This is a genomic window from Streptomyces tremellae, from assembly GCF_039540215.1.
GTDB lineage: Bacteria > Actinomycetota > Actinomycetes > Streptomycetales > Streptomycetaceae > Streptomyces > Streptomyces tremellae.
Window position 1 is genome coordinate 111068 of record NZ_BAABEP010000002.1, and the last position, 20403, is coordinate 131470.

General features: G+C 70.5%; 28 protein-coding genes and 1 pseudogene. 13 read left to right on the forward strand and 16 right to left on the reverse strand.

What is annotated here, in order from left to right:
- Positions 1 to 146: 146 nt before the first annotated feature.
- The 5 genes from ABEA77_RS02490 to ABEA77_RS02510 all read left to right on the forward strand — a co-directional run bounded on the left by ABEA77_RS02490 (position 147) and on the right by ABEA77_RS02510 (position 3607).
- The gene (locus ABEA77_RS02490) at positions 147 to 506 is read left to right on the forward strand and encodes a hypothetical protein (RefSeq protein WP_345640475.1); all 360 of its coding nucleotides are present in this window, start codon (positions 147 to 149) and stop codon (positions 504 to 506) included.
- A gap of 125 nt (positions 507 to 631) precedes the next feature.
- Positions 632 to 1165 carry a hypothetical protein gene (locus tag ABEA77_RS02495; RefSeq protein ID WP_345640477.1) on the forward strand — a complete coding sequence of 178 codons (534 nt, stop codon included), beginning with the start codon at positions 632 to 634 and terminating at the stop codon, positions 1163 to 1165.
- 183 nt (positions 1166 to 1348) lie between these two features.
- Positions 1349 to 2245, forward strand: a complete 897-nt coding sequence (locus ABEA77_RS02500; RefSeq protein WP_345640480.1) for a hypothetical protein — start codon at positions 1349 to 1351, stop codon at positions 2243 to 2245.
- A 139-nt stretch (positions 2246 to 2384) separates the two neighbouring features.
- The gene (locus ABEA77_RS02505; RefSeq protein ID WP_345640483.1) at positions 2385 to 3188 is read left to right on the forward strand and encodes a hypothetical protein; all 804 of its coding nucleotides are present in this window, start codon (positions 2385 to 2387) and stop codon (positions 3186 to 3188) included.
- A 41-nt stretch (positions 3189 to 3229) separates the two neighbouring features.
- A complete protein-coding gene (locus tag ABEA77_RS02510) occupies positions 3230 to 3607 on the forward strand; it encodes a hypothetical protein (protein WP_345640485.1) in 378 nt (125 codons plus the stop codon).
- A gap of 209 nt (positions 3608 to 3816) precedes the next feature.
- Here the strand turns inward: ABEA77_RS02510 and ABEA77_RS02515 are convergent, their stop codons facing one another.
- The 8 genes from ABEA77_RS02515 to ABEA77_RS02550 all read right to left on the reverse strand — a co-directional run bounded on the left by ABEA77_RS02515 (position 3817) and on the right by ABEA77_RS02550 (position 9887).
- On the reverse strand, positions 3817 to 4080 hold the full coding sequence (locus ABEA77_RS02515) for a hypothetical protein (RefSeq protein WP_345640488.1): 264 nt from the start codon (positions 4078 to 4080) through the stop codon (positions 3817 to 3819).
- 243 nt (positions 4081 to 4323) lie between these two features.
- Complete coding sequence (locus ABEA77_RS02520) at positions 4324 to 5400, reverse strand: hypothetical protein (protein WP_345640490.1); 1077 nt, start codon at positions 5398 to 5400, stop codon at positions 4324 to 4326.
- Entirely contained in the window at positions 5397 to 5861 is a 465-nt protein-coding gene (locus ABEA77_RS02525; protein ID WP_060880359.1) for a hypothetical protein, read from the reverse strand. The genes ABEA77_RS02520 and ABEA77_RS02525 overlap by 4 nt, the downstream gene beginning before the upstream one ends.
- A gap of 22 nt (positions 5862 to 5883) precedes the next feature.
- Positions 5884 to 7125, reverse strand: coding sequence for a hypothetical protein (locus tag ABEA77_RS02530; RefSeq protein WP_345640493.1), 1242 nt, complete (start codon positions 7123 to 7125; stop codon positions 5884 to 5886).
- On the reverse strand, positions 7118 to 8779 hold the full coding sequence (locus ABEA77_RS02535; protein ID WP_345641018.1) for a DUF2637 domain-containing protein: 1662 nt from the start codon (positions 8777 to 8779) through the stop codon (positions 7118 to 7120). Before ABEA77_RS02535 ends, ABEA77_RS02530 begins: the two co-directional genes overlap by 8 nt.
- Before the next feature lie 243 nt (positions 8780 to 9022).
- Complete coding sequence (locus ABEA77_RS02540; RefSeq protein ID WP_159057266.1) at positions 9023 to 9184, reverse strand: hypothetical protein; 162 nt, start codon at positions 9182 to 9184, stop codon at positions 9023 to 9025.
- The gene (locus tag ABEA77_RS02545) at positions 9181 to 9699 is read right to left on the reverse strand and encodes a hypothetical protein (protein ID WP_345640498.1); all 519 of its coding nucleotides are present in this window, start codon (positions 9697 to 9699) and stop codon (positions 9181 to 9183) included. The genes ABEA77_RS02540 and ABEA77_RS02545 overlap by 4 nt, the downstream gene beginning before the upstream one ends.
- A complete protein-coding gene (locus ABEA77_RS02550; protein WP_345640501.1) occupies positions 9699 to 9887 on the reverse strand; it encodes a hypothetical protein in 189 nt (62 codons plus the stop codon). Before ABEA77_RS02550 ends, ABEA77_RS02545 begins: the two co-directional genes overlap by 1 nt.
- 584 nt (positions 9888 to 10471) lie before the next feature.
- On the opposite strand from ABEA77_RS02550, the gene ABEA77_RS02555 reads away from it, so the two are divergent.
- Together ABEA77_RS02555 and ABEA77_RS02560 are read left to right on the forward strand one after the other, a co-directional pair.
- Positions 10472 to 11251, forward strand: coding sequence for a GntR family transcriptional regulator (locus tag ABEA77_RS02555; RefSeq protein ID WP_060880355.1), 780 nt, complete (start codon positions 10472 to 10474; stop codon positions 11249 to 11251).
- A gap of 4 nt (positions 11252 to 11255) precedes the next feature.
- Positions 11256 to 11825: a GNAT family N-acetyltransferase gene (locus ABEA77_RS02560; protein ID WP_345640505.1), complete on the forward strand. Its 570-nt coding sequence runs from the start codon at positions 11256 to 11258 to the stop codon at positions 11823 to 11825.
- Positions 11826 to 11991: 166 nt separating this feature from the next.
- Here the strand turns inward: ABEA77_RS02560 and ABEA77_RS02565 are convergent, their stop codons facing one another.
- A complete protein-coding gene (locus ABEA77_RS02565; RefSeq protein WP_345640507.1) occupies positions 11992 to 12426 on the reverse strand; it encodes a hypothetical protein in 435 nt (144 codons plus the stop codon).
- A 66-nt stretch (positions 12427 to 12492) separates the two neighbouring features.
- Between ABEA77_RS02565 and ABEA77_RS02570 the strand changes: the two genes are divergently transcribed.
- Positions 12493 to 13485 carry a DUF6624 domain-containing protein gene (locus tag ABEA77_RS02570; protein WP_345640509.1) on the forward strand — a complete coding sequence of 331 codons (993 nt, stop codon included), beginning with the start codon at positions 12493 to 12495 and terminating at the stop codon, positions 13483 to 13485.
- A 188-nt stretch (positions 13486 to 13673) separates the two neighbouring features.
- Here ABEA77_RS02570 and ABEA77_RS02575 read toward each other — a convergent pair whose 3' ends face one another.
- From ABEA77_RS02575 to ABEA77_RS02590, 4 genes are all read right to left on the reverse strand, one after another.
- Positions 13674 to 13847, reverse strand: coding sequence for a hypothetical protein (locus ABEA77_RS02575; protein WP_159057265.1), 174 nt, complete (start codon positions 13845 to 13847; stop codon positions 13674 to 13676).
- Positions 13844 to 14002 (reverse strand): hypothetical protein, encoded by a 159-nt coding sequence (locus ABEA77_RS02580; RefSeq protein ID WP_345640511.1) that lies wholly within the window; start codon positions 14000 to 14002, stop codon positions 13844 to 13846. Before ABEA77_RS02580 ends, ABEA77_RS02575 begins: the two co-directional genes overlap by 4 nt.
- Before the next feature lie 255 nt (positions 14003 to 14257).
- A complete protein-coding gene (locus ABEA77_RS02585) occupies positions 14258 to 14467 on the reverse strand; it encodes a hypothetical protein (protein ID WP_345640514.1) in 210 nt (69 codons plus the stop codon).
- Positions 14468 to 14602: 135 nt separating this feature from the next.
- Complete coding sequence (locus tag ABEA77_RS02590; RefSeq protein ID WP_345640517.1) at positions 14603 to 15133, reverse strand: hypothetical protein; 531 nt, start codon at positions 15131 to 15133, stop codon at positions 14603 to 14605.
- A 236-nt stretch (positions 15134 to 15369) separates the two neighbouring features.
- Between ABEA77_RS02590 and ABEA77_RS02595 the strand changes: the two genes are divergently transcribed.
- Both ABEA77_RS02595 and ABEA77_RS02600 read left to right on the forward strand, forming a co-directional pair.
- Positions 15370 to 15735, forward strand: a complete 366-nt coding sequence (locus ABEA77_RS02595) for a type II toxin-antitoxin system prevent-host-death family antitoxin (protein WP_345640520.1) — start codon at positions 15370 to 15372, stop codon at positions 15733 to 15735.
- Between the two features lie 112 nt (positions 15736 to 15847).
- Positions 15848 to 16417, forward strand: coding sequence for a hypothetical protein (locus ABEA77_RS02600; protein ID WP_345640523.1), 570 nt, complete (start codon positions 15848 to 15850; stop codon positions 16415 to 16417).
- A 173-nt stretch (positions 16418 to 16590) separates the two neighbouring features.
- Here ABEA77_RS02600 and ABEA77_RS02605 read toward each other — a convergent pair.
- A pseudogene (locus tag ABEA77_RS02605) lies at positions 16591 to 16851 on the reverse strand (PIG-L family deacetylase); the annotation flags it as partial.
- Between the two features lie 11 nt (positions 16852 to 16862).
- Entirely contained in the window at positions 16863 to 17066 is a 204-nt protein-coding gene (locus tag ABEA77_RS02610) for a hypothetical protein (RefSeq protein WP_345641044.1), read from the reverse strand.
- 42 nt (positions 17067 to 17108) lie between these two features.
- Between ABEA77_RS02610 and ABEA77_RS02615 the strand changes: the two genes are divergently transcribed.
- Together ABEA77_RS02615 and ABEA77_RS02620 are read left to right on the forward strand one after the other, a co-directional pair.
- Positions 17109 to 17951 (forward strand): SDR family oxidoreductase, encoded by an 843-nt coding sequence (locus ABEA77_RS02615; protein ID WP_345640526.1) that lies wholly within the window; start codon positions 17109 to 17111, stop codon positions 17949 to 17951.
- A 170-nt stretch (positions 17952 to 18121) separates the two neighbouring features.
- Positions 18122 to 19015 carry a carbon-nitrogen hydrolase family protein gene (locus ABEA77_RS02620; protein WP_345640529.1) on the forward strand — a complete coding sequence of 298 codons (894 nt, stop codon included), beginning with the start codon at positions 18122 to 18124 and terminating at the stop codon, positions 19013 to 19015.
- A gap of 391 nt (positions 19016 to 19406) precedes the next feature.
- On the opposite strand, the gene ABEA77_RS02625 is transcribed toward ABEA77_RS02620, so the two are convergent.
- Complete coding sequence (locus tag ABEA77_RS02625; protein WP_345640532.1) at positions 19407 to 19571, reverse strand: hypothetical protein; 165 nt, start codon at positions 19569 to 19571, stop codon at positions 19407 to 19409.
- Here ABEA77_RS02625 and ABEA77_RS02630 point away from each other — a divergent pair.
- Positions 19570 to 20400 carry a nucleoside-diphosphate kinase gene (locus ABEA77_RS02630; protein ID WP_345640535.1) on the forward strand — a complete coding sequence of 277 codons (831 nt, stop codon included), beginning with the start codon at positions 19570 to 19572 and terminating at the stop codon, positions 20398 to 20400. The two genes, ABEA77_RS02625 and ABEA77_RS02630, sit on opposite strands and share 2 nt — an antisense overlap.
- The last annotated feature ends 3 nt before the right edge of the window (positions 20401 to 20403 follow it).

Below are 20403 nucleotides of genomic sequence, written 5' to 3' on the forward strand. Positions count from 1 at the left end.
AGTCGGTGCGGGGCGGCCACCCATTCACTGTGACGCTAATAATTTGACTGAATAGATCATCTCAAGTAAAGTTAATTGCGTCAACAGGTTGTTGGTCCAGCACCGGAGGCACCGCCCCCGGTGCCCCTCTACGACAAGGGGCGAGGGTGAGCACGCACGGCACGAGCACCAAGGACACGCACAGCGACGACGACCAGGACCACACGAGCGAAGTCGTCGCCCTGCACGCCAAGGACCGCTCGCCGTGCCCCCTCACCGGAGACCACGAACACCGCCACCACAAGGGCAGGCCACTCAACGCGGAATGCGCCGCGCTCGGCGGCCGCCAGGGCTTCGGCGTCGTCTGCAGCTGCGGGACCGTCATCGACTCCGGCAGCAAGCTCGCCGCCATCGAGGACAAGGCCCGCCACCGCGCCCTCCACCGGGGCGACCTCCTGGTCCACCGCGTCGTCCACGACAGCGACGGCCCCCGGGTGATCCACGAGATCCAGACCCTGGACCGCTGAGCAACACCTCGACGCGGGAGGCGGCGGCCGCTGTCCACAGCCCAACTGGCGGACAGTCGTGCCGCCGCGCCCCGCGCAGGCCAACTCCCCTTCCCGCATCACCAGAAAGTGAGACCCACCCCGCGATGCTCGCCACCGCACGCCAGCTCACGATCACCACGACCGCCGTCACCGCGGCCCTCCTGCTCACGGCTTGCGCCTCCACCGAGCCCCGGCCCAAGCCGTTGGAGCACGGCACCGTGAAGAAGAAGGTCCACGACGAGGCGACCCGCACGCCGATCTACGAGAACCGCTACCGCGAGACCAACTGCCGCAAGGTCACCACCAACGCGCTCACCCTCACCGGCATCAGCCGGCCGACGACCGGCGGCTCCGGCGGACGCACCACCACCGGCGGCAGCGGCGGAGGGGGCGTCTCGAAGGTGAAGCCGGGTACGCCGAACAACCGCAACAAGGACAACTCCTCCGGCTCCAGCGGCGAATCGAGCGGCGGCGGCACCCGCCGGGTCTGCGACCGTCAGTACCTCGGCCGCGAGCTGACCGGCTGGCACAGGACCCCGGAGGTTTGGAAGGTCCTGATCGTCAAGGGCGAACGCTCCCGCTGGAAGCACGTCACCGAGGACAAGTGGCGCACGATCAAGATCGGTGACTCCATCTGACCCGGACGGCCGCCCCGGCCGCATCGCTGTCCACAGGTGCACGCGCGAGCGCCGGACTCTGTCCACAGGCAGTCCGGCACATCGTGATCTGGTCCTGACCCATCACAGGACACCGACGGGACCGTTCCACACGATCGGCCCGGCGGGACGCACCTCGTGAAAGGCCCCCGGCCGATGCCACCGATGTCCACGACCGCCGCCTGGATACTCTCCCTCGCCGGTTCGGGCATGTGCCTGTTCCTCGCCGTCCAGACCGTCTGGTTCTGGATCACCCAGAACTGGCCTCGGATGTGCAGCACGCTGATCGGGGCCCTGGTCGCCTCCACCGTCGTGTTCCGACCGACGCTCCCGCTCGAGCTGGCGGCCAAACTCCGGGCATCGCTCAGCAACGATCTCGAAGCTGACCCGCGCCCGACGACCCCGGACCCGAACGTCACGCACGGGCCGGGGACAGACGGCCCGCCCTGGGGCACGATCGCGCTCGTCCTCGGCATCACGGTGGCCGCCATCGCGCTGCTCCTCGGCTCCCTCGCCCTCGCCGCCGGCCTGCGCCGCCACCGCGAGCGCGCCAGCCAGCAGCAGCGCCGCGCCGACGAACTCGCCCGGCGCCGCTCCGAGGTGGAGGAACGCCACGACGCGGTGCGCGATGCCCTCGGCGACTTCCAGATGAACCTGCTCGACAACCTCCACCGTCTCGCCCTGGCCGACGTGAACGTGCCGCAGACCGCCCGCCTCATCGACGCCCTTGACGCCGCCCGCGACGCACGCATCTCCACCGCCCCCGAAGCCCTCGACACCTACCGCCAGGCCGTCACCGCCCTGGAGTTGGCCTGGAGGAGTGCCGACCACCACGCCCGCACGACCGGCGCGAGCTACCTCCCGCGCGCCGAGCGCCGCAACATCGAACAGGCACAGGCTGCTCTCGCCGTCGCCCGCGACGAGCGCGGCTACGCGCCCCAGCGGCAACTCGCCCTGCGCCGTGCACTGAACCTGATCGACGGCGTCATCCCTGTCCCTCTGGAGGCGATCGCCGCTCTGGAGACCAGCACCCGACCCGCCCTCGCCCCGGCCAAGAACTGAGCATCGTCCGGCACTGCTGTCACACCCGGCTGGTACAAGGAACACCGAGGTCGCAGGCACCGGACCACCTCGATCGACCCGGCAGCCGACTGCTGCCCCGCCCCCCCCGCACGATCCATGCACGACGTAAAGGACCCCCGTGAGCTACATCCGCTTTCAGGACCTCCACGGCTCCACCCACCTCAAGGGCCACGAGCGCCACTGGATACTCAGCCTGCTGCGCGACCACGCCCAGCGCGTACTCCTGGAGCACCCGGACGCCAGCGACCGAGCCCACGCGCTCTTCGACCTGCTCCCGCGCAAGCACGAGCTCCGGGAGGTTCCCCCGGGCTGGCGGGTCAGCCCGCGGCGCTGGATGAATGCCTACGCCCGCACCCTGCAGGACGTCATCTTCGACGACCCGATCGTCGACTACCGCGGCCACCGGGTTCGCCCCCTGACCCTGACCCTCAACACCGCGATGGAGACCGGCCCGGACCCGCTGCGCCTCGCCGCCCGGCTGACGGGCCAGTGCGAGCTCAACACCTGGGTCGACGGCCCGCACCGCAGCTGGCTGGCCGGCGTCGTCGCCGAAGGCCTCCACGAGGGCTACTTCCGGGAGGCGTGCGGCTGGGAGGACCTGCAGAGCTTCCTCCTCGCACGCGACGACCAGCCCGTCGTCGTCTCCGTCAGCGAGTCCTTCCCGACCTGGTGGACTTCCCGCCCGCGCACACCGGAGGGCGAGGACCTGGACGAGGATGCCGCCGAGCAGAGGTGGGAGGCGCTCACCACCGCCGAGCAGTGGGCCCGCGGCATGGAGTCGCTGCGCAGCCGCACGGCCGAGCACCTGGAGATGACCCCGGACTGGGCGGACTACCGCTTCGGCTCGACCCTGTCCCTCAGCGACCTGCTGGCTCCCGACTGCACCCGCCGCCTGGACCACGCCTTCGAGCTGACCGGCTGAGCCACGCCCTTCCCCGATCCGCACCCGAACAGGAGACTTCCTTGGACGTCAGCGTCTACCTCGACCGCACCGGCCTCAAGGACGCGGTCCTCACCCTCCTCATCCCGCCCACCGAGTCCGAACCTCGACCGATGGCCATCGCCACCGGCACCGAGATCAACGGGGAGGCGGAGAATCCGGCAAGCCTGCACCGGGTCCACCGGTACGTGGCCGACCGGATCGAGGAGCAGCGTCCCGACGACGGGGACGACGAGGACCTCCAGGACGAACTCGCCGAGCTCCTCAGCGCGGACGACGGCACCATCGAGACGGCCGACCCCGAAGCAGACCGGGAAACGGCCCACCAGATCATCGCCGCCCTGGCCGCTGCCTACCCGCTGCCGCCGGCCGTACGGAACAGCCTCCCGCTCGCGCCCTGAACGCTCCGGCACCCCCTGCTCTTCAGCAGCGGCCCGTCGGACGAACGGCTGGTCGGCGAAGAAGAGGAGAAGTCGGAGTTCCGGGCCGTGGCGCGATCGCCCGCTCTCCCAGCACCTGTCGTGCTGGGGGCGTTCGAGAATTCGGGAGCGGCACAAACGAACTGACCCCAGGCAGCGACACATCACGCATGATGTGTCGCTGCCTGGGGTCAGTTCGTGAACGGGTGCCAGACACTCCAGAGGACGAGGAGACCGACGACCGCAGCGGCGACGGCGTCGCCTCTGGAGGGCCGCCAGGCCATCGCGCGGTCGAGCGGGTTGGTCCGCGCGATGCGCTGGATGCTCTCGCCCACGGGGTAGTCGCCGTCGTGACGTCGGCGGCGGTGGTGTGCGCCGTGGTTATCGGCGCCGGCACGAAAGGTGTAGGGCCGGGACGCCGTGCCGCAGCGCGGGCAGTTGTACGTGAACGGCACGGACGCCTCCTGATCCGATCGGTGGTCCCCGGATCGTAGAGGGCGAAGACAGCGGCCGTGGACGGGCAGGGGCGGTTTCTCGCCGCCGGCGAAGGGGTGCTCGCGGGTCGGGGGCAGCCCGTCGACGCGAGGTCGACGGGCCGTAGACGGGAGTGTCGACGGCCCGTCGACGGCGGTGAGATAAGCGGTAGATGCCCTGGTAGATGGGGGTGTAGATGGCATCTACGCCCCCACAGGGCCGGATCATGTGACCGCGCCAGGGGAGGGGTCGGGAACGGTCTGGAGGCGGGGCTGAAGAAGGGTGCTGTGTCCGGCCGGCACGGGGGCCTCCGCGGGGGGCGCGGTGAGGGGTGCGGTGAGGGGTGCGTCCGGGCCCGATTCCGCGGCCTGAACGGGGGCCTCCGCGGGCCCCTCCGACGGGGCCGGGACAGGGGGCCCGGAGAGGGGCCGGGAGAGGGTCTCCAGGGCCTCGTCCAGAGAGGTGCCGAACGCCTGCTGCAGCTCGTCGGCGCGGACACCCCAGGTGGGCCCCTTCCCCTTGGCCCGGACGTTCCTGCTGACGGGGATCCCGGCGGCAGTGCACCACTCCCGCAGTTGGAGCTGCTCCCAGTTGTCGAAACCCCGTGCCTCCTTCTGCAGCCGCTCAAGGAGCTCGGCGATGTGAACGCCCATGTGATCTGGCGCAGCATCTCGGACGGCGGCCACGATGAACTGGGCCAGCCCGCGGGCGAACCGGTCCCGGTCTGACTCCTGGTCGGACTCCTGGTCCTGCTCCCCCGCAGATTTTTCATGATCGTTTGGGGTGGCGCTCTCCTTCAGCGGGGGAGCGATCATCAACGCGGCGATCACCCAAAGCGCCCCGAGAACGGCGGCGCCGATCTTGGCGTACGGAGCGATGTGGGGCCAGGCAAGCCATATGAACAGCCAGATGAGCCCTGCGACGACCACGATGACGAACGAAATGATCAGGCATCCCAGACCGACCCGCTCGATCGCGTCGTCGGCGGAGGCCTGGGCCGCCTTCTTGGTGACCTTGGTGGTGCTCGGGCCCGACTCTCCGCCAGATCCCGGGTCAGCGCTCTCGTCGTCCTGGGCCTTGACGGCGGGGGCGGCCTTGGCGGCCGGAGCGTCAAGGTTCATGGCCGCTGAACAGCCGGCCTTGATGAGGCGTCCCACCTTGCGCAGCAGGTAGGACGCGATCAGGTACGACCCGGAGATCAACGGGAGCAGAAGGAGCAGCGACTGCCTGCCGCCCCGGAACGGGATGCCGATCTCCTTGACGAGCGGGTTGGCCCTGATCCTCTTGAGCAGGGCTCTCATGCCAGCTTCTCCAGCATCCCGCCGATCACCTTGAAGAGGATCCCCCAGAAGGCGCCGGCGAGGCCCCACGAGACGCCGGCCCCCAGACCGAAGAACGCGGGGGGAACACGACGCTGCCATTCGGGCAGGAACGCCAGGATGGTCATGATCAGTGCGAGTCCGGCCGGCGACAGCCCGGCGACAACGTTCGGATCGTTGAGGGTCGAGGCCGCCAGGTCGTGGGTGCCCTGGGCGATCATCCTCCAGGTGCCCCCGGCAATGATGAACAGGACACCGGTCACAGCAGCGAGCCCGGCAAGGTAGCGGCGGTCGTCGAAGTACTTCTTGGTGAGCTTCGAGCGGTTGCGGATAGCGATGACCAGGACGATGAAACCTGCGCCCGCGAGGGACGAGAGGCCAACGGCTCCCAGGCCCTGGGTGAAGCTGGCGCCGGAGGCAGGCGCGGCGAGCACGGTGGTCATGGGGATCACGGGCGGGTGCCTTTCAGATGACAGGGCCGTTGGAGTACAGCGCGCAGACGAGCAGGGAAGTGGCCAGCGGGATGCGAGCGAGCCAGCGCTTGAGCAGGCCGCCGTAGCGGGTGCGCCACACCAGCCAGCCCGAGGCGCCGCACATGGTGAGGCCGACAACGAGCAGGGAGGTGTCGGTCTGGCTCAGGCCGACGTAGCGGGCGATCGTGCCGGAGGTGTACGGCAGGAGCTCTTGGCCGAGCCGGCGGCCGAGCTCGGCGGAGACGAACACCGCGCCGAGACGGCCCAGGGAGCCGAACGGCACGAACGGCGAGAGCATTTCACTGCCCGCGACCTTCCAGGCCGTGAACCCCGCGCCGAGCGCCATGCCTGCCCCGAGCAGTCCACCGGCAGCAGTGACGGCGGCCGGCGGGAACTGGGACAGGTAGGCGTTCAGCCCGATGGCAGAGCCGACCGCCGCGGCAGTTCCGTTGAAGGTGATGACGCGCCAGAACCTCGTGGGGCGCCACCGCTTCGCGGGCTGCGTACGGATCTGGAGAGTCGGCTGCGGCTTGTGCACATCGAGGACCTCCCGGCGGGCGGAGGGCTCCTCGGCCTCGCCCTCATCCGGCTCCGGGCTCTCGGGCTCCGGACTCTTCTGGACCTCAATGAGGACCGGTCCGCTGCCAGCCGGCACGGTCAGCACGTGCCCGGTGTAGGTGTCGAGGTCCGCGTCCTGGTCCTTGTAGAGGCGGTCCCACCAGCCGGACTTGGACTCACGCGGCGAGCCCTTCGCCGGGGCCGCGGCCTTCGGCTCACCCCGGGGGACGCGCCACCAATCCGGGTCGCTCTCCGGCGTCTTGGGCGGCGAGGCAGGCATGGGCGGAACAACAAGTTCCGCCTCGCTCCCCCGGGGGGCCGGTGCACCCCCTTCCGGGGTGCTGACCTGCGCATCTACAGCATCTACAGGCGCATCTACATCGGCGTCTGCAGGGGCTGGATCCGCCGGCTTGGCCGTCGCCTGGCCACTGTCGGCGCCCGTTGCCTCCGCGCGCGCCGCGGGTACGGGCACCTCGTCCGGCAGCGGCACATGGAACGGGTCAGCCTTCTCGTCTGCGGTGGTCATCTTCCCTCCCTCCTCGGAGGCTCCGGTGATCCGCTCGCCCCGCAGGGCGAGGTGGATCAGCATGTGTATGAACTTCTCGTTGTGGTCGGCGTCGTGGCAGGTCAGCGGCCCGGCCGCACTGGAGTGGGCCGCGTAGAGCGGCTCAGTCATCGGCCGTGGCCTCGGCCTTCCGAGCCGCTTCCGCCAGGGCCTTGGACATCCACGCCGGCGAGCGGCCGAGACTCGCGACGAAGTCCTTCTGCGTCAGGCGCGGGTTCGCCTCCTTGGCGGCGAACCAGTCGGCTGCCGCCTTGGCCCGCTCCTCCTCTTCCGGAGTGGGGACGCCGACCATGGCGTGAACCGAGGTCGGCGTCGGCGCCTTCGCGGCGTACACCCGGCGGGTGCGGCGTGAATTCACGCCGCCGTCGTTCACGCCGTCCTCGCCGTGGTTCACGCCCTCCTCTTCACGGTCGACGGGGTCCTCGTTCACGGCCTTGCCCGGCGTCGGATTCACGGTGCCGGCGCCGCGGTTCACGCCGTCCGATTCACGACCGGCGGGGTCCTCGTTCACGGCCTTGCCCGGCGTCGGATTCACGGTGCCGGCGCCGTGGTTCACGCCGTCCGATTCACGGCCGGCCGACGGGTTCACGCGCAGCTGCACCGGGTGATTCACGCGCCAGTCCCGGCGATTCACGCACCCGTCTTCACGCGTGAATTCACGGGGCTTCACGACCAGCGTGAACCCGTTCACGGTACCTGTGACCTGCGGATTCACGGACTTCACGCTGTTCACGCCGGAGCCGTTCACGGTGCGCGTGAACTGCTTCATGCGTGAATCGAGGGCGCGCTCGGTCCCGTTCACGGGCGACCGTGAATCGACCCCGCGTGAACCGTTCACGCGGGAAGTGGCGGGCGCGTGAACCGGGGGATTCACGCTCGAGTCGGAGTCCGGATTCACGGGGCCCGATTCACGCTCGGACGCCGTGTTCACGGTCGCCGGCCGCGACGCTGGCAGACCGCCGCCGCGATGGTTCACGATGTCGTCGGCGCCCGCGTTCACGGGGCGCGGCGGAACGTTCATGCCCTCGCCGGCAGGAAGCGCCGACGGGGCGTCTGCGGCCGAGGCGATGGCGAGCGCGTCGGCGACGTGGGCCTCCAGAGCGTTACCCGCCGGCGTCTGCGCAGGGGCAGCTGCGGAGGCGGGATCGGAGCTGAGAGGCACGCCGTAGCGGGTGAGCTTCAGCGGCAGCCGGGCCTCGACCGGTGCCTTGCGGCGCCAGGCACGACCGAACCGGGTCCGCAGCCGAGCCTGGTAGACGAGGCGCTCCTGCTCGAGCTCGAGGACCCGCTCGTACGACCTGAGCTCCCACAGCTTCATCCGCCGCCACAGCTTGAACGTGGGCAACGGCGACAGCAGCCACCGGATGAGCCGGACCGGCTCCATGTGACGGCCGGCCGTGATGTTCGCCAGCTGCCCGATCGCATGCCGGGCGGCCTCGACCGTCACGACGAAAAGGACCGGGATCACCGCATGCATGCCGACGCCGAGAGGGTCCGGCCAGGCCGCCGCCCCGTTGAACGCGATCGTCGCGATCGTCAGCAGCCACGCGGTCTGCCGCAGCATGGGGAAAGGCATCCGAAGCCAGGTCAGCAGCAGGTCGAGCGCAAGCAGGACGAGGATGCCAGCATCGACGCCGAGCGGGAAAACGTGGGCGAACGTGCCGAATCCCTTGCGGATCGCCAGGTCCCGGACGGCGGCGTACGAGCCGGCGAATCCGATCCCGGCGATTACCACCGCGCCGCCGACCACGACACCGACGATCACGCGCTGCGCCTTGTTGAGCGGCTGCCGGTCCGGCTCGCCGGCCGGGGCCGGCGGGGGTGTCGTAGGGGGAGTGCTGGAGGTGGTGGTCACCGTATTTCTCCTGTGCGAGGCGGCTCCGGTGACGGAGACCGCGAGGGGGACATCGGGGGGTTCTTCCGTCCCCGTGCGTTGCTGAGGGGCCGCCCGCACCAGCTGCCGCGACGTCGCGGCAGCTGGTGCGGGCGGGGACCGGCGGGGCCGTGGTCACGAGCGACCCGGTGCCCCCGCCCGGCGCATCTTCTTGTAGGCGGTGTTCCGGTCGGCCGATCCGCGGCGGTAGTCCGCCTGGCACCGGTCGACCGTGGCGGGCTCGGCGATGATCTGGTTCTCGCGGGGGCGCCCGTCCTCGGGCGCGCTCTGCGTCACCGGGCACCTGCGGCGGCCGGCGTGGCGGTGATGTGGACGGTGGAGGTCCCGCAGTGCCCGCGGGCCTCGACGTACCCGCCCGCGTCCCGCAGCCCCGGGGCGTTGATCGCACGGACCAGGGTGTCGATCAGCGGGTTGGGCAGCGGCCGGCCGAGGTGGACGGCCACGTCGGCCTCCAGCGGTGCCACATCGCTGATCACGTCGAAGAGACTGGCGACCAGGTCGTCATCGGTCAGCCCGCCCTGGTCGGAGCCGGGGGGCGGCGTGGCCGCCGGGACCGTGACGGTCAGCAGGCCGGCCAGGGCGCGCCGCATCTCCAGGACCGTCAGGACGAGCTCGTCCGTCGTCATGTGCGTCAGGTCGAGCTTGCTCGCCCGGAGCAGCACGTCGCTGGCAGCCTCGGCCGCCTGCACCCGGCGCTCGGCCGGGCTCAGGTTGTCGAGACGGCTGCGGGCCACTCCTGCGAACGCGGCCAGGCTCGGGTGCATCAGCTCGTAGTCGTTGAGGGTTGTCATCAGCGCACCCCCTTGGCGGCGGCCGCGCTCGCGGCCAGCGTCAGGTTGGACAGGTACGCCCCGGCGACCTCCGCGGCGCGGGCCCGGGTGGCGGTGTCCACCGAGGCGGCGATCTTCTTGGAGTGCGCGGTGCTCGTCGTGCCGACCCGCGCGGCGGCGGGGGCGGGGTGCTTATTAATCTGGGACATAGTTCGGACTCCTCGCTCAGTGAGGTGTTCGGATCAGGTCCGGTCCGGAGTGGCGACTCCTTCACGGGCCGAGTGGCCCCGTCCGGGAGGAACTCCTGGGCGGGGCTGTCTTGTTGGCCAGGTGGCCAAGGTCAAGGCCCGGCGCACGGCGTTCGTGAGCCGGGCCTTGGGTGTCTGGACTTCTCAGGTGCGCCCGGCCTGTCGGCCGTGCGGCGATCGCGATGCCGCCGAGCCGCGCCGGGCGCTCAGTCCTATATCCGCTGTGGAGTTCTCAAGCAACGACGCCATGCGGCGTTTTGTGAGGGATTGGAGTGAATCGCGATCCGCAGGTGGCCGTTGCGTACGGCCAGACCCACGCGACCCGAGCACCCAACCCAACTTCACTAGCCTCACTAGGTTCACAAGTGAAGTTGAGTGCGACCGTAGACCGGGAGCTGTCGCCCCGTCAACCGGATCGCGTGTAAAGGAGGTTGGGCCGAGGTGGATCAAGTGAGGTGCTGGTCAGCCACGGAGTTGGGGCGGGGGCGCAATGATGGCCCGTTAGCTTCACTTGCTTCACTTGGTAAGTTGGCTACTCTGACGGCATGACAAGCCGACCGAGAGAGCAAAGGCGTTGGAGTGCCCAGGAGATTGCCGAGGATCTACGCAGCCGGATCCAGGCCGGGGAGTTCAGCGAAGGCAGCCAACTGCCGGCGACCCGAAAACTGGTCGAGGAGTACTACACCTCGCCGGAGACGCTGCGCCAGGCCGTCCTGAAGCTCAAGAGCTGGGGGCTGGTGACCTCGCGGCAGGGCAAGGGGGTCTTCGTGCGCGTCATAGACCCCATCGAGTGGCACGTTCACTCGTTCGAGCGCGGGGAGCGCCGCGACGACCCCGCCCGCGGTGTCGACGACTGGAAGGCATCCATCGAAGAGCTCGGCCGCGTGCCGAGCCAGGACACCCCGGTCGTCACGGTCGAGCGGGCCCCCGAGGACATCGCCAAATGGCTTGAACTGAAGCCCGGGTCCTTCGCCGTCGCACGCCGCCGCCTGCGTCGCGTCGACGGCGTGCCCTTCCAGCTCGCCGACTCATGGTTCCCCACGGAGGTCGCCATGGACTCTCCGCTGATGGAGGAACGCGACGTCACCATGGCCGGCGGCATCCTCAAAAACATTGGCCACCCCCAGGTCCGCCGGCGGCACATCGTGCGCTCCTGGCTGCCCACCGACGAGGAGATCAAGCGGCTGGACCTCGACCCGGACGCCACCCACCCGGTCACCAGACACACCCTCATCGGCTACGGAGCCGACGGCAAGCCCGTCCGCTGCATGGTCACCATCGCCCCTGGTGACCGCAATGTTCTGATCTATGACTTCGAGGAATGAGCGCGTGCAAGATCTGATCCGACGAGCCACGGACGACGACGCCATGGCGCTGATGAAGCTGCGCCTGGAGGCCGAGGAATGGCTCGCCGCCCAGGGGATCGACCAGTGGCGCAGCCCCGGGTTCCGGGACCGGGCACTCGACAAGTGGAGAACCGACATCGCCGCCGGCCGAACATTCGTCGTCGAGGACGTCGACGGCGGCGTGATCGGAACCGTGACCCTCGCCCGGCCCGACACGGATTTCTGGACCCCGGAGGACGGTCTCGACTCGGCGGTCTACATCGCCAAGCTCATCAGCTCCCGCCACACGGCCGGAGACCGGCTCGGGGGACGCATCATCGACTGGGTGGCATCCGTTGCGCGCAAAGACGGCCGGCCCTGGGTACGCCTCGACTGCGACCGCGCGAACATCCGCTTGCAGGACTATTACCTCCGCGAGGGTTTCACCCACGTCCGCACCGAGTGCCCCGACCACCGCCTGTCCGGATGGATGGGGCAGCGTCCTGCCGACGTCATCCAGCACCCGGACCATCCCCTCGTCGAAGCCGAGGGAGATCCCCGTGCGCTCCAGTGACGGGCTCGACCTCCTGCCCGATGTACGCCGCCCGCGGGAGCGATGAGGGCTGCTGCGGAATGAATGACCGGGCGAAGCCGCCGGGCGCACGGGCTGCTTCGGCGAGCGGCGTCGCAGCTTCCCCTGCATCGCTGTTGCCCGAATCGCCGGTCCCTGGCCGCTGCCCCTAGCGACCCTCCCGGGAGGAGGCGGCCAGCCACCGACCGGGAGCCGGGTCCTGCACCTCGTGCAGCGGCACCACCCGGGGATCGGCAAGCGGGATCACCGGCCCGTACGTCCACCGGGAGAGCTCTCCTCCGTGCCGGAGCCCGTAGACGAACCGGACACCCGAGGCATGCGCGGAGGCCGCGGCGAGTGCGCCGAGCAGCCCGACGACCAGTTCTCCGCCGCGCACGGCGGGGCACGCGGCGACCTGAACCCAGGAAGTCTCCGGTCCGGTCAGCTGAGCCACGATCCACGCGCCCTGCTCCCTGGCTACCGGCTTGAGCGGCTCCTGGCGCCCGGCGTCGTCGGTGAGCGGCACCCGGAGGTCTACGGCGACCACACGATCGGCACGGACGAGCCGGTCGTCGGACAGTCGAAGCCAGACTATTGCGGACATGCAAGGGTCTCCGTTCCGTGATCGGGAACCGGACCGTACGGGCGCGAAGCTGTGGACAGAGACGGCATGGGTAGCACCCGTGCAGCCCGCGACGCTCTGGCACCGGAGGATCGGCATCCAGCAAGTTCGGCACACGACCGCGACGGCGGATACCTGGCTCCCGGCGGGCACGTCCGGAAAGAGCGCAACGAGCCGCCGGTGGACGCCGCCCTGCGCGAGGCGGTCGAGGAGTCCGGATTCCGCCCCCGACTCCTGCCGGCCCCGCTCCCCAGCGGCTACCTGCATCCCGGTGTCACCGGCCCGTGGTGGACGGTGGACATGGCCGCCGGACCCGACGGCCGTGCCGACGTCCGTCACCTGCACCGCGATCACGTCTTCGTCGGCGTCGTAGCGCTGCCGTACGAGCCCCTGAGCACCCCGGAGCTTCCGGTGCGATGGGTGGACCGGAAGGAGCTTCAGGCCCTGGACGCCCCCGCGGACACCAAGATCCTCGGCGCTCACCTCTTCGACGTCATCGGCGCGGCCGTGCTTCCGCAGCGCCCGGCCACGCCGGACGATGACCTGGCCGCCGAACTACTCCGCCGTCAAGAGCTGGACCAGGAGGTGCGGTTGCTGCCGCGAGAGGACCGCACCCCGGAGGCCTTGGAGCGGTGGAAGCGGATCGACCTGGAAAACCGCCTCTGGCTGGACCAGCTCGTCGAGGCGCGAGGGTGGCCGGGTATCTCCGAGATCGGGGAGCGCGGCGCCGCGGCGCTGTGGCTCCTCGCCCAGCACAGCGACGCCGTCCCCGACTTCCAGCGGCACTGCCGGGATCTGCTCGCGCACGCGGGACTGGCCGGCGAGGCGGACCCACGGCATGGGGCGCTGCTGCAGGACCGGATCCGTGTCGCCGAGGGACGGCCGCAGATCTTCGGCACGCAGCTTCTCCTGGATGAAGCGGGCCAGTTGTCGCCGGCATCGGTCTGGGACGAGGAGCGGCTCGAGCAGCGGAGGAGCGAGGTCGGTCTGGGGCCGATGCAGGAATACCTCCAAGCCTGCCGGACGACGGCCACGGGCTGAGGTGCTCCGTTCCGGGCCGGGCGGCGTCTCGGCCGGAGACCGAGCGAAGGGCCTGCCCCACTCGCCCGTGAACATCGCACGCGGCTCCGCGGGTTGCAGGCAGGCGCTGCTCGCCGGGCCGGACACCAGAGCGCCGCCCTGGACGGTCCGGGGCGGCGCTCTACGGGATGTCGCGGAGACACTGGGAGTCAGAAGCTGCCTGCGGGTGCGTCCTTGTCGCGGTCTTCCAGTCGGCTGCAGGTAAGCCGGTCATTGAGTTTCTGCTGGCCGGCCTTCTGCTCGGCCGTGAAGCCGCTCGTCGAGGACGAAGTGGTCTGCGTGGAACTGGTGGTGCTGTCGCTCTTGCTCCGCCCGAAGATCACCAGGCGGCCCCGGGCGCGGTGCCGCCGCCGGAGGTGCTGCGGTGCGCACGCTCACGGCTGATCCGGGCGGCGGCGGAGCGGGCGTTCTCCTCGCCCTGCCCGCCAGTGCGGATGCGCCGAAGGCGATGGTCGCGGTCGTGGGTACGGTTGGCCATGCTGCTGAGCTCCTACCGGTTCGTGGTCTGTGGCTCGGTCGGCGAGGCCCTGGCCAGGTGCTGAAGACACCCGGCCAGGGCCGTCTCGTTGGGAAAGGCCCGGACGGCGCAGACCGGGCCGGGACCGCCCGTTCGCTGGTCGGTCCCCGACGGGTGCTCGCGTCGTCGCAGAGCGGAAGCCGGGCGCGTCCGCTTGAGCCGGGCGAGGTTCGAGTCCGCAGCGGCCGCATGCCTGGCTACCGTCGACGCCAACGGTCAGTGGCCGTGCCGGTGCTCGGGATCGGCGATGCCGACGAGCAGCGCCCCTTCGAGGGCGGCGATGTCGGCGGCCAGCAGGGTGCGGGCGTAGTCGGCGTCCGCTCGATCAGGGCCGGAACTCAAGGTCGGCAGGTTCTCACTCGACGCCATGAGCTGGCGGACGAGGTACGCGCGGCGTTCGGCCAGGTGTTGGAGGTCGGCAGGCACGGGCCTCTCCTTGCTGTTGATGTGCGGGGAAGAGGGGACTCGCCGCCCCTGCCGCGCCGATCGGCGGGCCGGGGCGGCCGCCGGCGCCGCCCGGATTTCGCTCGCGCGAGAAGGGGCGACGGGCGGCGTGGAGGGTCAGCCGCAGCCGATGCTGCTGGGATCCGCGGTCGCGGCGATCTTCACGTAGCCGATGTACGCGCCCCAGCCGCCGTGCCCGCCGGAGAGCTGCTGGACCTTGACCAGGTTGGGGTTGCCGGGGTGGCAGGTGAGGACCCGCGCCCGGTCCCCCTCACCCATGAGGCCCTTGATCGCGCCTCCGGCATCGCGCAGGAAGAGGCCACCGGTGCCCGGGGCCGGCATCGTGGTGCCGGGCGTCACCGTCACCGTGACCCGCCCCGGCTCGCCCGTGATCGGGTTGGTGCCGCTCGCGTAGCTGCGGTCCCTCCTGTCCGAGCCGCCTCCGTCGCCGTGCTTGACGACGTCCGGGTACTCGGTGACCGTCGCCGTCTCCTTCTCACCGGTCACCGGGTTGGTGCGCTCCTCGGTGTAGGTGCGGGTCGGCTTGTCGGGGTCGATGGTGTCGGCCCGCGCGGTGGTGGAGAGCAGTCCGAGCATTCCGACGGCTGCGGCGGCCGCGGCGCTCGCGCGCCTACTGGTGCTGTTCATCGCGAGGTTCCTCGGTTCGTGAGGGTGATCGGATCCGCCTACGACTGGTGCTGAAGACACCGGCCGTGACGGAAGGGCATGGCGAACCCCGCCTGTTCGAGGCTGAGGCGACGCCGTCGGTGCTTCCGCCCCGACGTGATCGACCGTAGCAAGAAACCTTGCAGTTCGGGAAGTTATGGAAGTTCGGGAAGTTCGCTGGTGTCCGTGAAGTCCTGGTAGTCCGTAGACTCCGGCACATGGAGACGACCAGCGGCAGCGCTGACGACCTGCGGTCGGGATGGAGTCCCGTTCTGACCCGGGTACGCCTGAAGGCGGCACATCATGTGGTCACCCGGCACGGGCACGCGGCAGCGGTGCTGGTGCCGGCCGCCTGGCATGCTCAAGCCGGGGGAACGGTGACGGACACCATCACCGCGGAGACCGCCGTACGCGGACTGTCCGACCTCCTCGACCGCGCGCAGGGCGGAGAGCATGTGGCCGTGACCCACCGCGGCAAACCCGCGGCCGTCGCTGTCCCACCCGAGTGGCACGCGCAGACCATCGGCTCAGCTCCGGACGACCGGGCCGACACCACGGCGCAGGCGGTCGCCGATCCGACGTGACCTCGGGAAGGCAGGGCATGACAAGGCGGTGATTCCCCATGCCGAAGGCCCCCGATTGGTCCACCGGGCTGAGGGGGGCAGCCGACGTGTGGGGCCCCGATAATGTGTGGGAATGGGACGTCGGAAGGCCAACAAGCAGCGTCGGGTACGCCCGCAGCAGATGAACCCCGATCGCGCGACTCCGTACGAGGACCGCAATCGACGGGCACTGTGCCAGCTCTGCGGTGACGATCTGATCCGCTTGAAGAACCTCCGCTCGGGCGCTGCTTCAGAGACGGTGATCAAGCACCGCCACTCCGAACGCGATGAGGACCATGGGCCCGACCTCGTATGGGTGTGGGATGAGGTCCAGTGCGACTTCTGTGGAGGCCAGGGAGTCGTATGGTCCTATCAGGTCGCCCCGCTCGCAGCGGTACGCCCCGTCTACGTTTCCCCGGACGGTAAGCACATCCTCGACACCGACGGCGCTCTGAACGAAGTGCCCTGGACCGCCTGTGGCGGATGCGCGGAACTCATCGAGGCCAAGAAGTGGGATGACCTGGTGCAGGCTTTCGTCACCCGGCACTACAAAGAGACCGGCGAGACCATCGGCCCCGCCGGCGCGGCGTCCATCAAGGCCACACAGCAGCAGTTCGTCAAGATGCGCACCGGCGCTCGAATCCCACACGACCCACGCGCTTGAGGCGACCGGGAGCGCGGGTCGAGGCGAACGGGTGGGGTCAGGCGTCCAAGAGCCCGAGCAGCGCGCCCTGTCCGGACTGGAGCACGTGCGCGGTCTCCAGCGGGATCCAGAAGCACTCGAACCGAGTCGGCTCCTGCTCACCGTCGTGGTCCTCCTGGCTCGGCCACCGTTCGGGCGTCGACGAGCCGTGGTTGGCCGGGCGCCGACTCGGCGTTGCGGGCGTCGCCGTAGCGGAGCAGCCGCGGGACACCCGCGCCCAGGATGGCGACGGCCTCCTCGAGTTCGGGCGCCCTCCGACTGTCCTGGGCCCAGGTGGCGGTGACGACCGCCGTCCGGGCACCGGCGGCGTGATGCTGGGCGAGGACGCCACCAGCGAGGAGGGGCTCATCGTCCGGGTGGCCGAAGACAGCGAGCAGGCTGGGCAGCACGGGGATCTCCAGGGCGGTCACGGTACGGGGACGGGTGTGCCGGTGAGGTGCTCGGCCCGGCGGCCGAGGTGGGGAGCGAGGTCCGGGTGGCCGCCGCGCCCGGCGACCTGGAGGAGCTGGGCGAGCGCGACCAGCTCCCCGGTCTGCCCGGCGGGCGTGTCCAGGACGTGCGCGAACTCGGCCGGGTTACTCGGCTTCAGCGGATCAGCGGATCCCGCCAAAGCCCGCCTGGGCGGCACCCGTCACCCGTAACGTGGAGCGGCATGACTGTGCTGATCATCGGTGGCAGCGGCTTCCTGGGGGCCGAGCTGGTACGCCAGGCAGTGTCCGCGGGCCGTCGCCCGGCCGCCACCTTCCACTCCCGCCCCGGCAGCGACGCCGGGGCGACCTGGCATCACCTCGACCTCCGTGACCCCGCCCGCCTGGAGGAGGTCCTCGACACAGTGGCTCCGGCCGCGGTGATCAACACGACGAGCGGCGGCGCGGACTGGGAGGTCACCGCCGAAGGCGGGATCCGCCTCGCCCAAGCCGCGGCCCAGCGCAGCATCCACCTGGTGCACGTCTCCAGCGACGCGATCTTCTCCGGCACGGGCCGCGACTGGTACGACGAGTCTCGCCTTCCGGATCCGCTCACCCCGTACGGGGCCGCAAAGGCGGCCGCCGAGACCGCCGTACGCCTCCTATGCCCCCACGCGGCCGTCGCCCGCACCTCACTGATCATCGGCAACGCCCGCTCCGAACACGAGCAACTGGTGCACGCGCTGGCCGCCGGCGCCCGGCAGGGCGCCTTGTACACCGACGACATCCGCTGCCCCGTACACGTGGAGGACCTCGCCGCCGCCCTGTGGGAGATCACCGGGTCCGACGCCGCCGGCATGTTCCACCTGGCCGGCCCAGACGCCCTGAGCCGCTACGAGCTGGGCGAGCTCATCGCACGCCGCGACGGGCTCGACCCCGCCCGGCTGCCCTCCGCACGCCGCTCGGACACGGGACTGCCCGGCGGGCTCGACGTACGACTCGACAATCGCGCCACCCAGCAGAAGCTGCGCACCCGGCTCCGCGGCGCCCGCGAGTTCCTGAGCGGGAGCAGCCCGGAGCAGACGTGACGGGCGTGCCTTCCGGCGCTGCCATGAGAGGACGAATGCGGGCCGGCCCTCATCGTGATGGGCGCCAGCCCGCCGGTCACGGCCGGCGAACCGGACAGGAACCACGCGGATCTGGCCGGGCCCACCCGAGCTTCGAGCCACAGGGACTGGGATGCCGTAGCGTCCGCGCCATGGCGAGGACATTGCGGCTGGCTGTCGCGCAGAGCACTGTGCCGGAGGATCCCACCGACCGAGGCGCGCTGCGAGCAGCTGGGCAGGAGATCCGGGCCCTGATGGCTGAGGCTGCCGACGTGGGCGCGCGCCTGGTGCAGTTCCCCGAGGGAGCGATCACCTACCCCAGCAAGCACGTGATGGCGGCCGGCCCCGACGGCGAGTTGGCCCCGGCCGACTGGAGCCGTGCCGCCTGGGACGTCCTGCGCGAAGAAGCCGAGTCAATCGCCGCGCTGGCGGGAGAACTACGGCTGTGGACGGCGTTCGGGTCGATCCACCCGCTCACACCGCCGAACCGGCCCCACAACAGCCTCTTCATCGTCTCCGACCGCGGCGAGCTAGTCGCGCGCTACGACAAGCGCTTCCTATCGCACACCGAGGTCTCCTACCTGTACACCCCGGGACGCGAACCTGTGGTCTTCGAGGTGGACGGCATCCGCATCGGCTGCGCGCTATGCGTCGAGGCGAATTTTCCGCCGCTCTTCGCCGAGTACGAAAGCCTGGATGTCGATTGCGTCCTGCTTTCCGTGATGGTCGACGACGCGCCGCGGGCCCGGGTCGCCCAGGCTTACGGAACTCTTTACAGCTACTGGCTCGGGTACTCCATCCCGGCCCAGTTCAGCGCCACGGTGCCGTCGGGGATCGTGGCACCCGGCGGCCGGTGGCTAGCGCAATGCCCCGCCGACGGGCAACCCGCTCTGGCGGTCGCGGACATCAATCTCGAATCGACCGACCCGGACATCGACGTGGCCCTCCGCTACGCGCGGTCCTGGCGCCGTTCAGCTCAGAACGGGCTCTACGACGAACATCTGGTAACCGGGGACCCGCGAAGCGACACCCACACCTCTTTCTGAGACCGCCGTCCTGCCCCCACAGAGCCTCTCGGCGCCCAGGTAAGCCACAACGGTCCGCTTCACGATGGCCTACCGGGCGCCCAGGGCCGCCGAGTATCGGCGTACGGACGTATCTCGCGCGTACGCCGCACCGGACCGAGGAGGCCTGGGGCCCTGGACGAGGAGTTCCTGCACGACCGCCCCGCCGAGTTCTCTGGATCGTCGGCGGGTCCGGTGGAGACCGCGGTGAGCCGCACCGTGCCGTCAAGGCAGACGAACCTGTCCGGCGACCCGAAGCCGATCCACCGTCACTTTCGCCACCCATGCTCCGCTCGGCCAGCACCGCACCGCCGCGCCAGCTGGCTGGCTGGCTGGGCGGGCCGCGCCTGGTCCGGCTCTGTTTCACGCGGATTCACACAAGCGGTTCGGGGTTCACGACGTTCACGGTCTTGACCTCTGTGGTCGTCCGCACGCCAGCGGTGTGCTGGTCGAGGCACACAGTCGGCAGGAGCGGAGGGATCGCGGTGACGACATCCGTCAGGACGGCGGCGACCATGGGGCAGGGGTGGGCGGACATGCCCGCTCCTGCCCCGGACCGCCTGACCCGGGAGCCGGAGAAGGCGCGGCACTATGCCTTCGACCCGCTGGTGCGGGAGGGCTGGGCGACGCTGGTGGGCGTACTCGGCGCGGGCGAGGCGGAGCGGTTCGCCTTCGAGACTGCACTGCTGTGGGTGCGGCCGGATGCCGTGGCAGCCGGCGCCGCGGCGGACGTGCTTGCGAGGGTGGAGGCCGATGGCTTCACACCGGTGGGTGCGAGCGCCGTCCGGCTGGAGCGGGCCGGAGTCCGGGCGCTGTGGTGGTGGCAGCTCCATCGCGCGACCGCGGAGCGACTGCTGCTGTTGGACGCCGTGGTGGAGCTGGGACCGGGGCTGCTGGTGCTCTACCGCCACCCGGGCGGTGACGCCGCGCGACGGCTGACGCGCTTGAAGGGCGGGAACGACCCGGCCGGACGGCCGGCGGACTCGCTGCGCTCGGTGGCGGGGAGTCCCAACCGGCTGCTGACCATGGTGCACACCAGCGACGACCCGCTGGATGTGGTCCGGGAGCTCGCGGCGTTCCTGCCCTGGCGGGAGCGGGCCGCGTTGGTGGCATCCGCGCACGCGTCCAGCCCGAGCGCACCGCAGTCGGTCGTGCAGGCTCCGCTCGCCGTCGTCATGGCGTCCTACGCCCCGGCGAAGGGACTGGCCGCCGCAGACGCCCTTCCGGGTCGAGTGCCGGCGCAGCGGGAGGCGGCGTTCGCGGAGCTCGTACGGGATATCACCGCGGAGGGCACCGGCCGGCGGTGGGAGGCGGTGGAGCGGTGGTCGCGGCAGGTCCCGCTGCTGACGGACGGGGCAGTGCGGTGAGCA